This window comes from Pigmentiphaga sp. MLSB6-MA01, assembly GCF_058793475.1.
In genome coordinates this window covers 25,718-39,133 of sequence record NZ_JBXAFV010000022.1, presented here as the reverse complement: position 1 = coordinate 39,133, position 13,416 = coordinate 25,718, and the positions used below count along the sequence as shown (strand labels likewise).

At 67.8% G+C, this 13,416-nt stretch carries 10 protein-coding genes; 4 read left to right on the top strand and 6 right to left on the bottom strand.

The genetic code is table 11. From position 1 onward, the window contains the following. Nucleotides 1-16 precede the first annotated feature (16 nt). The 3 genes from AC1Q6E_RS26920 to AC1Q6E_RS26910 form a co-directional block, all read right to left on the bottom strand. Complete coding sequence (locus tag AC1Q6E_RS26920; RefSeq protein ID WP_492573879.1) at nt 17-3,766, bottom strand: nitrate reductase subunit alpha; 3,750 nt, start codon at nt 3,764-3,766, stop codon at nt 17-19. Nucleotides 3,767-4,080: 314 nt separating this feature from the next. After that, nucleotides 4,081-5,247, bottom strand: coding sequence for an ABC transporter substrate-binding protein (locus AC1Q6E_RS26915; RefSeq protein WP_492573878.1), 1,167 nt, complete (start codon nt 5,245-5,247; stop codon nt 4,081-4,083). Beyond that, the gene (locus AC1Q6E_RS26910) at nt 5,244-6,299 is read right to left on the bottom strand and encodes a Rieske 2Fe-2S domain-containing protein (protein ID WP_296560399.1); all 1,056 of its coding nucleotides are present in this window, start codon (nt 6,297-6,299) and stop codon (nt 5,244-5,246) included. Before AC1Q6E_RS26910 ends, AC1Q6E_RS26915 begins: the two co-directional genes overlap by 4 nt. Nucleotides 6,300-6,505: 206 nt before the next feature. Between AC1Q6E_RS26910 and AC1Q6E_RS26905 the strand changes: the two genes are divergently transcribed. Then, nucleotides 6,506-7,252 (top strand): GntR family transcriptional regulator, encoded by a 747-nt coding sequence (locus AC1Q6E_RS26905; RefSeq protein WP_296560401.1) that lies wholly within the window; start codon nt 6,506-6,508, stop codon nt 7,250-7,252. A 21-nt stretch (nt 7,253-7,273) separates the two neighbouring features. Here AC1Q6E_RS26905 and AC1Q6E_RS26900 read toward each other — a convergent pair whose 3' ends face one another. Together AC1Q6E_RS26900 and AC1Q6E_RS26895 are read right to left on the bottom strand one after the other, a co-directional pair. Further along, complete coding sequence (locus AC1Q6E_RS26900; RefSeq protein WP_152792437.1) at nt 7,274-7,798, bottom strand: GlcG/HbpS family heme-binding protein; 525 nt, start codon at nt 7,796-7,798, stop codon at nt 7,274-7,276. 41 nt (nt 7,799-7,839) lie between these two features. Beyond that, on the bottom strand, nt 7,840-8,814 hold the full coding sequence (locus AC1Q6E_RS26895) for a tripartite tricarboxylate transporter substrate binding protein (protein ID WP_296560404.1): 975 nt from the start codon (nt 8,812-8,814) through the stop codon (nt 7,840-7,842). A gap of 119 nt (nt 8,815-8,933) precedes the next feature. Here AC1Q6E_RS26895 and AC1Q6E_RS26890 point away from each other — a divergent pair, with 119 nt between their 5' ends. Further along, nucleotides 8,934-9,857: a LysR family transcriptional regulator gene (locus tag AC1Q6E_RS26890; protein WP_492573877.1), complete on the top strand. Its 924-nt coding sequence runs from the start codon at nt 8,934-8,936 to the stop codon at nt 9,855-9,857. Between the two features lie 21 nt (nt 9,858-9,878). On the opposite strand, the gene AC1Q6E_RS26885 is transcribed toward AC1Q6E_RS26890, so the two are convergent. Beyond that, nucleotides 9,879-10,313, bottom strand: a complete 435-nt coding sequence (locus tag AC1Q6E_RS26885; RefSeq protein WP_152792434.1) for a MarR family winged helix-turn-helix transcriptional regulator — start codon at nt 10,311-10,313, stop codon at nt 9,879-9,881. Between the two features lie 64 nt (nt 10,314-10,377). Here AC1Q6E_RS26885 and AC1Q6E_RS26880 point away from each other — a divergent pair, with 64 nt between their 5' ends. Then, the gene (locus tag AC1Q6E_RS26880; protein ID WP_492573876.1) at nt 10,378-12,210 is read left to right on the top strand and encodes a chloride channel protein; all 1,833 of its coding nucleotides are present in this window, start codon (nt 10,378-10,380) and stop codon (nt 12,208-12,210) included. A 3-nt stretch (nt 12,211-12,213) separates the two neighbouring features. After that, nucleotides 12,214-13,380: a D-alanyl-D-alanine carboxypeptidase family protein gene (locus tag AC1Q6E_RS26875; RefSeq protein ID WP_296560407.1), complete on the top strand. Its 1,167-nt coding sequence runs from the start codon at nt 12,214-12,216 to the stop codon at nt 13,378-13,380. The last annotated feature ends 36 nt before the right edge of the window (nt 13,381-13,416 follow it).

The window sequence follows — 13,416 nt, the reverse complement described above, 5'->3', positions numbered from 1 at the left end:
CGTCGTCTCCCGTTGCCTAGCGAGTTGCCTGGGCGGCGGCCGGCGTGTCGAGCCAGTCGACCCGGGCCATCTTGCGAACGATCACGAACTCGTCGCGGTTCGAACCCACCGTGCCGTAGTAGTTCAGGCCGTACGAGAGGTGGGCGTAGCCGCCTATCATGTGCGTGGGCTTGAGCACGATCCGCGTCACCGAGTTGTGGATGCCGCCGCGGGTGCCGGTGATTTCCGACCCCGGCGTGTTCACGATCTTCTCCTGGGCGTGATACATCATCGTCATCCCCTGCGGCACGCGCTGGCTGACCACCGCGCGCGCCACCAGCGCGCCGTTGACGTTGTATGCCTCGATCCAGTCGTTGTCGGCGATGCCGGCCTTGGCCGCGTCGATCTCGGACATCCAGAGGATGGGCCCGCCCCGCGACAGCGTCAGCATGAGCAGGTTGTCGGTGTAGGTCGAATGGATGCCCCACTTCTGGTGCGGGGTCAGGAAGTTCAGCACCAGTTGCGGATTGCCGTTGTCGCGCGGGGCATCCAGCATGGGCTGGATGGAACCGGTGTCCACGGGCGGGCGGTAGGTGCACATGGCTTCGCCGAACGCGCGCATCCATGCATGGTCCTGGTAGAGCTGCTGCCGGCCCGTCAGCGTGCGCCAGGGAATCAGCTCGTGCACGTTGGTGTAGCCGGCGTTGTAGCTCACGTGGTCGGACTCCACGCCCGACCACGTCGGCGACGAGATGATCTTGCGCGGCTGCGCCTGGATGTCGCGATAGCGGATCTTCTCGTGCTCGCGCGGGGCCGCCAGGTGGGTGTGGTCGCGCCCCGTGACGGCGGACAGCGCCTCCCAGGCCTTGACCGCCACCTGGCCATTGGTTTCGGGGGCCAGGGTCAGGATGGCCTCGGCCGCGTCGACGTCCGTGTCGAGGCGCGGCAACCCGTGGCTAGGGCCGCTTTCGTCCACCGCATAGTTCAGTTGCGCAAGCAGGTCGCACTCGCTGTCCGCGTTCCACGAGATGCCCTTGCCGCCCACGCCCAGCTTGCGCGTCAGCGGGCCGAGCGAGGTGAACTGGCGGTACAGCTCGGGATAGTTGCGCTCGACCACGGTCATCGACGGCATGGTCTTGCCCGGCACGGGCTCGGTCTCGCCCCGCTTCCAGTCGCGCACGCCGTAAGGGTCGCCCAGTTCGCCCGGCGTGTCGTGCTGCAGCGGCGTCAATACCAGGTCCTGCGCGGGCGGCAGCTCGTCCCGCGCGATGCGCGCGAAGGCCGCGGCGATGCCCTTGTAGATCTCCCAGTCGCTGCGCGATTCCCAGACCGGATCCACCGCCGCCGACAGTGGATGGATGAAGGGGTGCATGTCCGAGGTGTTCAGATCGTTCTTCTCGTACCAGGTGGCGGTGGGCAGCACCACGTCGGAATACATGCAGGTGGTGGACATGCGGAAGTCCAGCGTGACCAGCAGGTCGAGCTTGCCCTGCGGGGCCTCGTCGCGCCAGGCCACCTCGTCGGGTTTCTGCTGGCCGGTCTCGCCCAGGTCCTTGCCCTGCACGCCGTGGCGCGCACCCAGCAGGTGCTTGAGGAAATACTCGTGCCCCTTGCCCGAGGAGCCCAGCAGGTTGGAGCGCCAGACGAACATGTTGCGCGGGAAGTTGTCGGGATGGTCCGGGTCTTCGCAGGACATCCTCAGGCGTCCGTCGCGCAGCGCCTGCACCGCGTAGGCCTCGGGCTCCTGACCGGCCGCGCGCGCGGCCCGGACGACCTCGAGCGGATTGGTCTGCAACTGCGGCGCGGACGGCAGCCAGCCCATGCGTTCGGCGCGCACGTTGAAGTCGATCATGGTCCCCTGGAACTGCGCCGCGTCGGCCAGCGGCGACAGCAGGTCCTGCACCTTCAGCTTCTCGTAGCGCCACTGGTCGGTGTGCGCATAGAAGAACGAGGTGCCGTTCATGTGCCGCGGCGGCCGGGCCCAGTCCAGCCCGAAGGCAACGGTGGTCCAGCCTGTCTGCGGCCGCAGCTTTTCCTGGCCGACGTAATGGCACCAGCCGCCGCCCGACTTGCCCACGCAGCCGCACATCACCACCAGGTTGATGATGCCGCGATAGGCCATGTCCATGTGGTACCAGTGATTCAGGCCCGCGCCCAGGATCACCATGGACCGGCCCTGCGTCTTGTCGGCGTTGTCGGCGAACTGACGCGCCACCGTGACGACATCGTCGCGCCGCACGCCGGTGATGCGCTCCTGCCAGGCCGGCGTGCCGGGCACGTCGTCATCGTAGGACGCCGCCACGTTGCCGCCGCCCAGGCCACGGTCCAGCCCGTAGTTGGCCATCAGCAGGTCGTACACCGTGACCACCAGCGTCTCGCCCTCGCGGGTCGCCACCCGCCGCGCCGCCATGTTGCGCACCAGGACCTCGTCGTGGTCGGTGCCCTGGAAATAATCGTGCAGGGCCCCGCCGAAATAGGGAAAGGCCACCGGCACCACGTCGTCGTGGCTGCCGACCAGCGACAGACGCAGGCTGACATCGCCGCCCGAAGCGTCGCGGGATTCCAGGTTCCACTTGCCCTGGTCGCCCCCCTCCTTCTGGCCCCAGCGAAAGCCCACCGACCCCAGCGGCGCGACCAGCCGCCCCGAGTGTTCGTCGATGGCGACCGTCTTCCAGTCCGGATGATTGCCCTGGCCCAGTGCGTCGGGCAGGTCCGCCGCCCGCAGGAAGCGTCCGGCCACATGGCGGTCGCCGTGGCGCTCCAGGCACACCAGGAAGGGCATGTCGGAATACCGGCGGCAATACTCGCGGAAATACTCGCTCTTGCCGCCCAGGTGGAATTCCTTGAGGATGACGTGCCCCATCGCCAGCGCCAGCGCGGCATCGGTCCCCTGCTTGGGATGCAGCCAGATATCGCCGAACTTCGAGCCTTCCGCGTAGTCCGGGAAGATCGACACGATCTTGGCGCCGCGGTAGCGGGCCTCGACCATGAAGTGGGCGTCGGGCGTGCGCGTCTGCGGCACGTTCGAGCCCCACATCATGATGAAGCTGGAGTTGAACCAGTCCGCGGACTCGGCCACGTCGGTCTGCTCGCCCCAGGTCTGGGGGCTGGACGGCGGCAGGTCGCAATACCAGTCGTAGAAGCTCAGGATGGTGCCGCCCAGCAGCGAAAGATAACGGCTGCCGGCCGCGAAGGACACCATGGACATCGCCGGAATGGGCGAGAAGCCGACGACCCGGTCGGGGCCGTAGCGCTTGACGGTATACGCGTTGGCGGCGGCCACCAGTTCGTTGGCCTCGTCCCAGGTCGTGCGCACGAAGCCGCCCAGGCCGCGCATGGACTTGTACTCGGCCGCCAGCGCCGGCGTGGTGCAGATGTGTTCCCAGGCCTGCATCGGCGCCATCGTCTTGCGCGCCTCGCGCCACATGCGGGCCAGGCGGCCGCGCAGCATGGGGTACTTCAAGCGGTTGGCGCTGTACAGATACCAGGAGTACGACGCGCCGCGCGAACAGCCGCGCGGCTCATGGTTGGGCATGTCCGGCCGCGTGCGCGGGTAGTCGGTCTGCTGCGTTTCCCAGGTAACGATCCCGCCCTTGACGTAGATCTTCCAGGAACAGGAGCCGGTGCAGTTCACCCCGTGGGTCGAGCGCACGATCTTGTCGTGCTGCCAGCGGTCCCGGTAGGCGTTCTCCCAGCTCCGGTCCTCGCGGACGACGGCGCCATGGCCGTCCGAGAACGACTCCCTGGTCCGGCTGAAATACTTGAGACGATCGATCAGATAACTCACCCCGGCACCTCCAGACGTCATCGACGGCCACCGCCCGGTTGGGCGGAACGGCAAGGCGGAAGGTGGGAATGCGCTAGGAAGGCGGCGTTGCTTCGGCGCTCCGGGCGGGGCGGGAAGGAACGGCAAGGCGTATGCGCGGCGGGAAAAGCCCTGGACTGCTGGCGCCAGGCACTGGCGCCCCCTGCACCCGAGAAGAGATCATGGGAAATCTTCCTGTCTCGTTGGCGGCATGCGCCGCACGATGGTAGCGCGGGAACTACGTTAACAAGTGTTTCGGCCGATAGTCAACGACGCGCGACTATCAGCCGGGTGGTTCAATCCATCCGGCACTCCTGCGCGAAGGAGTCGCGGCTGCGCTCGAAGATGACGCCCTTGCTGGAAAGCGCGGCCTTTCCATCCGCCCCCTTGACCACGTCCACCCGGTAGAACGGCGAGATCGGGAACTGGTTGGTGTTGAACGCGAAATACCCCCGCACCGACTGGAAGTCCGCTTCCTTCAGGGCCACGCGGAACGCCGCCTTGTCCTCGACCTGGCCGCCGGTGCGGCGCAGCGCCGAGGCGATCAGGCGCGCGGCATCGTAGGACTGGGCCGCATACAGGGAAGGCTCGCGTCCGTACTTCTTGCGAAAGGCCTCGGCGAACGCGCGATTCGCCGCATTGTCCAGGTCCGGCGCGTAGGGCGAGCTCGTGACCGCGCCCAGCGCCAGCTCGCCCAGGGCCGGCAGCGTGGAGCCATCGATGGTCGAGACCGAGATCATCGGTATCTTCGCCATCAGGCCGGCCTGCTGGTACTGCTTGGTGAAGTTCACCCCCATGCCGCCCGGATAAAACGTATAGATCGCATCCGGCCTGGCCGCGGCCAGCGTGGAGATCTCCACTGAATAGTCCGGCTGGTTCACCCGGCTGAAGGCCTCGCCCAGGATCTCGCCCTTGTAGGTGCGCTTGAACCCTTCCATGGCGTCCTTGCCCGCCTGGTAGTTGGGCGCCAGCAGATAGACCCGCTTGAAGCCCATGCGGTTGACCAGTTCGCCGGCCGCCTCGTGCAACTGGTCGTTGTTCCACGACGTCGAGAAAAAGAAGGGCGAACAACCCTTCCCCGTAATGGGCGTCGGGCCGGCGTTGGACCCGATCAGGAAGACCTTGCCGGACGTGATGGGCCGATGCACGGCCATCATGACGTTCGAGAACACGATGCCGGTCACGATGGGGACCTGGTCCCGCACCAGCAACTGGCGCGCGATCTGCACGCCCTTCTCCGGCTTCATCTCGTCGTCCTCGCGCAGGACCTTGACCTCGACGCCGCCCAGCCGGCCGTTCTCCTGGTCCACGGCCAGCATGAAGCCGTCGTACTGGTCGGCGCCCAGCGCCGCGCCCGGGCCCGAGAAGGTCGACAGGAAACCGATCTTCACCGGTGCCGCCGCGGCCGCGCCGCAGGCGAACAGCGCGGCCAGAACGAGGGATCGCGATACGTGCATGGTCATGCTCCTGGAGTGTGGCCGGCTTCGGCCTGGGTTTCCGCCGCGATCATCCGCTTGACCGCGCGCCGCATGTGGATCCGGGCCGCGTCCGAGACGATATCGATCAGGCCCTGTTCGCCGCGGTCGGTCAGCATGGCCTGCTGCGCCTCGACGATGGCCTTGTCTTCGCGGAACGCCGTGTCGATCTCGTGGAACAGCGCGTCGGTCGCGCCGGGGTCGTCCTGCCGGTAGCCATTGGCCGCCGACCAGAAATAGAAGCAGGTGGTCTCGGTTTCCGGCGTCAGCCCGTGGAAAATGCGCAGCGAGAAACCCGGCTGGTCGCGGTTTTCCACCGCGCCCTTGCCGCTGTCTATGCCGCCCGTCCATTGCAGCACCGTGCCCGGCACGATGTACCGGAACTCCATCCACCGATCGATGCGTTCGGCCAGGGACACCGCCTTGGTGTAGGTGGGAGGTGGCGCGGAGTCCATCAGCCAGCGGATGAAGTGCAGGCCGTCGTCGGCGGGTGTAACCGTCATCCTGGCCTCGACGTGCGCCTTGGGATTGCCGCCTATGGTGTTCTTGTGGACGAACGCAAGATGGGTGAGATCCATCAGGTTGTCCACCAGCAGCATGGAACTGGCCTTGACGTGATAGACCTGGCACTTGTGCGGCCAGGCGGCGTGATCGTTGTGGAAGGGATAGGAGACGATCCTGGCGGGATCGGCCTGCTCCGGCTCGCCCATCCATATCCACACGAGTTCGTCCCGCTCGACCACCGGGAACGACTGCACCCTGGCCTTGGGCGGGATCGAGGCCTGGCCGGGAATCCGGACACAGGTCCCGGCCGCGTCGAACACCATGCCGTGATAGCCGCATTCCAGGCCCTCCGGCACGACCTGGCCGAACCGCAGCGGCGTGCCGCGATGGCAGCAGCGGTCGAGCAGCGCGGCCACCTTGCCCGTGCCCGGATCCCGGAACAGCACGACGGGGACGCCGCACAGGGTGCGGGAGAAGGGCGCGGCCTCCACCTCGCTCGCCCAGGCGGCAACGTACCAGGCATTCTTGACGAACATTTCGCCTCCTTCGGCGGACGATGAGGAAATTTTCTATGGATTCATGTTCCTGAATTCTCAATTAGCGTATACGTAAATCTTTGATAAAACAATTTTTTGCTTATTTTTTAAGCATAAACCCCTATTAACGTATACTCAGCGTATTCAAAAATCGAGGCTAGAAGGTTCTGCACCATAATTGCGGCTTCCCCGCCCCCTGCGCTCACATGGACATCGATCCCAACCTGTCGCAAACCGAAAGAGCCGTCTACGGACTGCGCGGCCTGATCGTGCAAGGCAAGCTCAAACCCGGCGACCGGGTGCTGGAGCAGGCACTGGTCGACGCCTTCGGCGTCTCGCGCACGCCGGCCCGCGCCGCCATGCAGCGCATCAGCGAGGAAGGGCTGATCTCGCTCCTGCCCTCGGGCGGCTATGTGGTGTCCAGCTTCACGGAAGACGACGTGTTCGACGCGATCTCGATCCGCGGCACGCTGGAGGGCATGGCGGCGCGCATGGCCGCCGAGAAAGGCGCGCCGGCGCGCGTCCTCAAGGCCATGCATGAATGCCTGGAAGAACTGGATGCGGTGGTGGGATCGCCAGACGTGGCTGCGCGCCAGAACGACTACGTGGTCCTGAACGACCGGCTGCACGATCTGATCTGCGGCGCCGCGCAAAGCCCCATGGTGGCCCGGGCGCTCCAGCGGCTGGTGGCCATTCCGTTCTCGGTCAACAACTCGTTCACCGACGTTCCCGCGTCGGCCGAGGCCAGTGTTCGGGACATCCTGCGCAGCGCGCAGGAGCAGCACCGCAACATCGTCGACGCCATCGAGAACCGGGAGGGAACGCGCGCGCAGGCGCTGATGATCGAGCACTCGCGCTCGACGTGGAAATACCTCAACCTGATGCTGCACCTGCCCGAGCCGGTCTCGTTGCCCGGCGGGCTGGAAGCCGCGCTGCGCGCCCGCCGTACCTGAGGCGGACGCGGCGGCGCCTGCCTACAGGGCGCGGTCGCCCAGGCCCACCTTGGCGTAGATCTCGTTGACGTGCCGCTTCACGTCCTCCGGCGTGTCATCGGTCGCGGGCTTGTGCGCCCAGCCGGCCTTCTCGCGCGCGTAGCGCCCGATGACCTCGTCCTGGTCCGAGGTCGCGCCGCTGATGCCGTAGGCGCCGACCATCTCGTCGCCCTTGAATACCGGCGCGCATCCGCCCGAGGCCACGATCTGGCCGTTGGTGAACACGGAGGCGTTCATCAGCATCTGCGGATTGCGCTCCTTGAACCACTGCTGGATGATCAGCCCGTCCTGGAAGCGCGGGCTCATGGAGCGGAACGCGGCCACGGTATAGGCCTTGCCGCGCGCCGTGTCCGGAGTGATGAAGCCCGCGTCGTCCATGCGTTCGAGCGCGATCAGGTGCCCTTCGGCGCTGACGATCGCGATCGACACGGGCACGCCCATCTCCAACGCTTTCTCTTGCGCGGCGCGCATGAACTCCCGGCATTCGGCCAGTTGGATTCTTGCCATGCTTGTCTTGCTCCTGTGGTGATGATGAGGCCCGCCTGGGGCTATTCCAGCTTGACGCCCGCCGCCTGCATGACCTCGGCCCACTTGTCGACCTCGGCGCGGATGTAGCGGGCGGTTTCCTCGGGGCCGGCCTTGACCGGTTCGATGCCCTGCGCGCGGAACTGCGCCCGCAGATCCGGGGTATCCAGCGCGGACTGGATGGCCGCGGACAGCCGCTGCCTGACCGCCTCGGGGGTGCCCGCCGGCACCGCCAGGCCGAACCAGACGGACGTATCGAAGTCCTTCAGGCCCAGCTCCGACAAGGTCTTCAGGTCGGGAAGCGCGGCGATGCGGTGCTTGCTGGCCGCCGCCAGCGCCACCAGCTTGCCCGACTGGATGTGCGGCAGGGCGGTGGACGCGGGCGCGAACATGATGGCGACCTGGCCGCCCAGAAGATCCGCCATGGCCGGGGAACTGCCCCGGTAGGGCACGTGCAGCAGCTGCACGCCCGCCTTGTTGGCGAACAGCTCTCCCGCCAGATGCGGCGAGGTGCCGTTGCCCGACGAGGCGAACGTGATGTCGCCCGGCCTGGCCTTGGCCGCCCGGATCAGATCGTCCACCGACTTCAGGTTGCGGGAGGGATGGGCGACCAGCACGTTCGGCACGTTGCCGACCAGTCCCACCGGGGCGAAGCTCTTGACCACGTCCACCAGGCCGGGATTGCGCGAACTGGAGTTGATGGCGTTGGCGATGGTCACGACGAACAGCGTATAGCCGTCGGCGGGAGCATTGGCGGCGGCGCGCGCCGCGATGTCGCTGCTCGCGCCCGGCCGGTTCTCGACCACGACGCTCTGGCCCAGATCACTGGCCAGCCTGCCCGCGATGAGGCGCGTGCCCACGTCCGTGGAACTGCCGGGCGGAAAGCCGACAAGTATCTTGATCGGCTGCGACGGGTACTTGTCCTGCGCGCCGGCCGCCGCCGGCACGCACGCGGATGCGGCCACGCAGAACGCGGCCAGCCATGTGCGGTGATTCATCGTGTCTCCCTGGACCGGGGCCGGTCCGCCCGGCCGCTCTCATGCTGAATGGCCGTATTACACGATCCCGCGACTTATAATTCAAACGAATATTTCTTATCCAGAAATGAGTTGATCTCATGAATTTGACGGTACGTCAGTTGCAGGCCTTCGTGCTGGTCGCGCGGCTCGGCAGCTTCACCAAGGCGGCCCACGCCATGCACGTCACGCAGTCCGCGCTCAGCCTGCTGGTCCGTGAACTGGAAACGGGACTCGGCACGCGGCTGGTCGACCGCACCACGCGCAGCGTCAGCGTCACCGCCGTCGGCCGGGAGTTCCTGGCCAGCGCCGAGCGCATCCTGGACGACATCGGCCACGCCATCGCCAACGTCGACCAATGGGTGGCGCATCAGCGCGGGCGCGTGGTCGTGGCCGCCCCGCTGGTACTGTCCGGCACGCTGCTGCCGCCGCTGGTCGCCGACTTCAGGGCCAACCATCCCGGCATCGAACTGGTGTTGAAAGATTCGCTGCCGGACGAAGTCCTGCCGCAAGTGCGCAGCGGCGCCGCCGACCTGGGCATAGGAACGTTCCGGCGCACCGAGGCCGAGCTGCAGCACACGCAATTGTTCGAGGAATCGCTGGTCGCGATCTTCCCGGTGGACCACCCGTTCGCTCGCGAGCGGCGCCTGCCATGGCGCCGGCTGGAACAGGAGCGCGTGCTGACGCTGCCGCGCGGCAGCGTGTTCCGCGAACTGGCCGAGCGAGGCTGCAACGCGGCGGGCATGACGCTCGATCCCGCGGAGGAAGCCACCTACGTCGGCACGCTGATCGGACTGGTGTCGGCCGGGCAAGGAGTGGGCATCGTGCCCGGCTACGCGACCGCCCTGGCCGACCAGCGCATCATCGCCTGGAAGTCGCTGCACGATCCCGTCGTGCGGCGCGAGGTCTCCATCGTGCATCGCGCCACCGTGGCGGTCTCGCCGGCGGCCCAGGCCTTCATGGCGTTCGTCCTCGCGCATGCCGGCATCCGGCGGCTGCGCCGCGCCGCTTCCGCCAAGGATTGAACGACAACGACGGCGAGCCGCTCAGCCCGGCTCGCCGTCGTCGAACCGCGCGAGCAGCCGGGTCAACAGAGGCTTGATCGCCCGCAGTTCCTCCAGATGCGACGCCGACAGATCCTCCAGCAATTGCTCGGCATGCACCGTCAGGACCAGCCGCACCTTGCGGCCGTCTTCGGGATCCGCCATGCGCGCGACCAGATCCATGCGCACCAGGCGGCCGGCAAGCTCGGCGGCCGAATGCGGCCGGATCAGCAGGCGATCGGCGATCTCCCCCACGTACAGTCCGTCGCGCCCCGGCGCGCCCTTGATCGCGAGCAGCGCCTGGTGCTGCTGCGGCGCCAGGCCGATCGCATGCGCAGCGTCTTCGCTGAACGCGATGAACCGGCGCAGCGCATAGCGGAACTCGGCCAGCAACGCATAGTCGGCCGTCGACGGGCGAGGGCCCGAAGCGCGCGGCAAGGAGGGATTTTTCTTCACCGGCGCATTCTAATATATATCGTGATACGATATATATGGCGCCCTCATGTCCGAGGCGTCTCGTCCCTCCCCCTCCTTCATCATGTCTCATTCCGTTCCCTCTTCCCGGCTCGGCGATTTCACGACCGACCGCCGAGTCCTGCTGCTCATGGCCCTGGCCACGGTCATCGGCCTGTGCAGCGTCGGCGCCGCCTGGCTGCTGCTGCGGCTGATCACGCTCTGCACCAACCTCGCCTACCATGGCCGCCTGTCGCTCGAAGACCTCCCCATCGCCGGCGCGCCGCTGGGCTGGACCTCGGTGTTCGTGCCCGTGGCGGGCTGTCTCATCATCGGTTTCATGGCGCGCTATGGATCGGAGAAAATCCGCGGCCACGGCATCCCCGAAGCCATGGAGGCCATCCTGATCGGCCGCAGCCGCATCCAGCCCAAGGTAGCGGTGCTCAAGCCGCTGTCGTCGGCGGTATCGATCGGCACCGGCGGTCCGTTCGGCGCCGAAGGGCCCATCATCATGACGGGCGGCGCCATCGGCTCGCTGCTGGCGCAGATGGTCCACATGAGTTCGGCCGAGCGCAAGACGCTGCTGGTGGCCGGCGCCGCGGCGGGCATGACGGCCATCTTCGGCACGCCCGTGGCGGCGCTGCTGCTGGCGGTGGAACTGCTGCTGTTCGAATGGAAGCCCCGCAGCTTCCTGCCGGTGGCCGTGGCCGCCGTCGTGGCCGCCGCCATCCGTCCGCTGTTGATGGGCGCCGCGCCGCTGTTCCCTTACGTCGGCTCGGTCGATGTCTCGGCCGCCCACGTGCTGGCCTTCGCCGCGCTCGGCATCGCCGCGGGCCTGGGGTCGGGCGTGCTGACGGCGCTGGTCTACGCCGCCGAGGACGGCTTCGCCAGACTCCCCCTCCACTGGATGTGGTGGCCCGCCCTGGGCGGTCTCGTCATCGGGCTGGGTGGCCTGATCGAACCCGCCGCGCTGGGCGTGGGCTATGACAACATCCGGCACCTGCTGGCCGGCGACCTGGCGCTGCACGCGGTGCTGCTCCTGCTGGCGGTCAAGGTCGTCATCTGGGCCGTGGCCCTGGGCTCGGGCACCTCGGGCGGCGTGCTGGCCCCGCTGTTGATCTTCGGCGGCGCGCTGGGTGCCCTGGCAGCGCCCTTCATGCCGGAGGCGGCGCCCGGCTTCTGGGCCCTGCTGGGCATGGCGGCGATGATGGGCGGCACCATGCGCGCGCCGCTCACCGCCACGCTGTTCGCCGTGGAGCTGACCGGCAACTTCGGCGTGATGGTGCCCGTGCTGACCGCCTGCGCGTTTGCCTACGGCGTGACGGTGCTGCTGCTCAAGCGCTCCATCCTGACCGAAAAGATCGCCCGCCGCGGCCATCACGTGACGCGCGAATACCACGTGGATCCATTCGATCTCGTGCGGGTGGCCGACCTGATGACGCGGCAGGTGGAGACGCTGCCGTCGTCGATGACGGTGGGCCAGGCCATGGAGCACTTCACGACGCTGGAACGCCGCCATACCAGCTACCCCGTGGTCGATGCCCAAGGCGTGGTCGTGGGCGAGGTCACCCGCGCCGACAGCCTGGCGTGGACCGTCGAACAGGAAGACCGCCACCAGGCCGTGGGGGAACTGCTGGCCGGCCGGGAACTTCTGGTCGGTTATCCGGACGAACTCGCCAGCCAGTTGGCCGACCGCATGGCGCTGGCGGGCGTGGGACGCGTTCCCATCGTCGACCGCGCCGGCGGAAAGCTGGCGGGGCTCGTGGGCCGCAAGGATCTGATGCGGCTGCGGGCGCTGCGCCTGGCCGAAGAGCGCGACCGCATGGCCTATTTCCGATGGAATACGAACGCTGGTCGCCAACCCACTCACGACATCCGATAACACATGCCCCTATCGAAGATGGCGGCGGCGCTGGCCTGCGCCCTTTGCACCGCCGCCCACGCCCAGCCCGTTCCCGCCGCTCCTCCCGCCCCCGCCCTGGCCGCCCGCGCCTGGCTGCTCCTGGACGCGACCAGCGGCCAGGTGCTGGGCGCGCACGACCCCGACAAGCGCATCGAGCCGGCCTCGCTCACCAAGATGATGACGGCCTACGTCGTGTTCCAGGCCCTGCGCGACCACGGCGTGGCCCTGGACACCCGGGTCACGGTCTCGACCCGGGCCTGGAAAGTGGCGCCGGGCAGCTCCCGCATGTTCCTCGAACCCGGCAAACAAGCCACGATCGACGAACTCCTGAACGGGTTGCTGGTGCAGTCGGGCAACGACGCCGCGATCGCGCTGGCCGAGGGGGTCGCCGGTTCGGTCGAGGCCTTCGTCGCACGCATGAACCAGCAGGCCGGCAGGATGGGCCTGGCCTCGACCCACTTTTCCAACCCGCACGGGCTGCCCGACCCGCAGACTTATTCGACCGCGCGCGACCTGTCCATGCTGGCGGCCCGGATCGTGCGCGACTTTCCCGGCCTGGCCGGCACCTACGATGCCACCCGCCAATACACCTACAACCGGATCACGCAGCCCAACCGCAATCGCCTGCTGTGGCTGGACGCGAGCGTGGACGGCATGAAGACCGGACACACGGAATCGGCCGGATACAGCCTCGTGGCGACGGCGCGGCGCGCCAGCGGCAATGTCCAGCGGCGGCTGATCTCGGTCGTGGTCGGCACCGCCTCGGACCACGACCGCACCCGGCAAAGCCGCGAACTGCTGGAGTGGGGCTTCCGCAGCTTCGAGACGGTGCGGCTCTATGCGGGCGGCACCCCGGTCGGGTCGCCGCGGATCTGGAAAGGCACCCGCTCGACCGTCCCGATTGGCTTCGAGCGCGACACCTACGTCACCGTACGCCCGGGTGCCCGGATCGAGCGGACGCTGGTTCCGGCCTCGCCGCTGGTCGCGCCGCTGGCGGCGGGACAGCGCGTGGGCGAGCTCGAGGTGCGCGTCGACGGCGAACCGGCCTGGCGCCTGCCGCTGGTCGCCCTCCAGCCGGTGCGGGAAGCATCGTGGTTCGGCCGCACCTGGGACGGACTGCGCCTGTGGCTGCACGGCCTGGGCGCCTGAGGTCCGCACGGATTTTGCAACGGATGCCTCGCATGG

Bases quoted from the DNA above. Each gene is read 5' to 3' on its own strand.
- AC1Q6E_RS26915 (WP_492573878.1), bottom strand. From the start codon at position 5,247: ATGACCATGCACGTATCGCGATCCCTCGTTCTGGCCGCGCTGTTCGCC.
- AC1Q6E_RS26910 (WP_296560399.1), bottom strand. From the start codon at position 6,299: ATGTTCGTCAAGAATGCCTGGTACGTTGCCGCCTGGGCGAGCGAGGTG.
- AC1Q6E_RS26905 (WP_296560401.1), top strand. From the start codon at position 6,506: ATGGACATCGATCCCAACCTGTCGCAAACCGAAAGAGCCGTCTACGGA.
- AC1Q6E_RS26900 (WP_152792437.1), bottom strand. From the start codon at position 7,798: ATGGCAAGAATCCAACTGGCCGAATGCCGGGAGTTCATGCGCGCCGCG.
- AC1Q6E_RS26895 (WP_296560404.1), bottom strand. From the start codon at position 8,814: ATGAATCACCGCACATGGCTGGCCGCGTTCTGCGTGGCCGCATCCGCG.
- AC1Q6E_RS26890 (WP_492573877.1), top strand. From the start codon at position 8,934: ATGAATTTGACGGTACGTCAGTTGCAGGCCTTCGTGCTGGTCGCGCGG.
- AC1Q6E_RS26880 (WP_492573876.1), top strand. From the start codon at position 10,378: ATGTCCGAGGCGTCTCGTCCCTCCCCCTCCTTCATCATGTCTCATTCC.
- AC1Q6E_RS26875 (WP_296560407.1), top strand. From the start codon at position 12,214: ATGCCCCTATCGAAGATGGCGGCGGCGCTGGCCTGCGCCCTTTGCACC.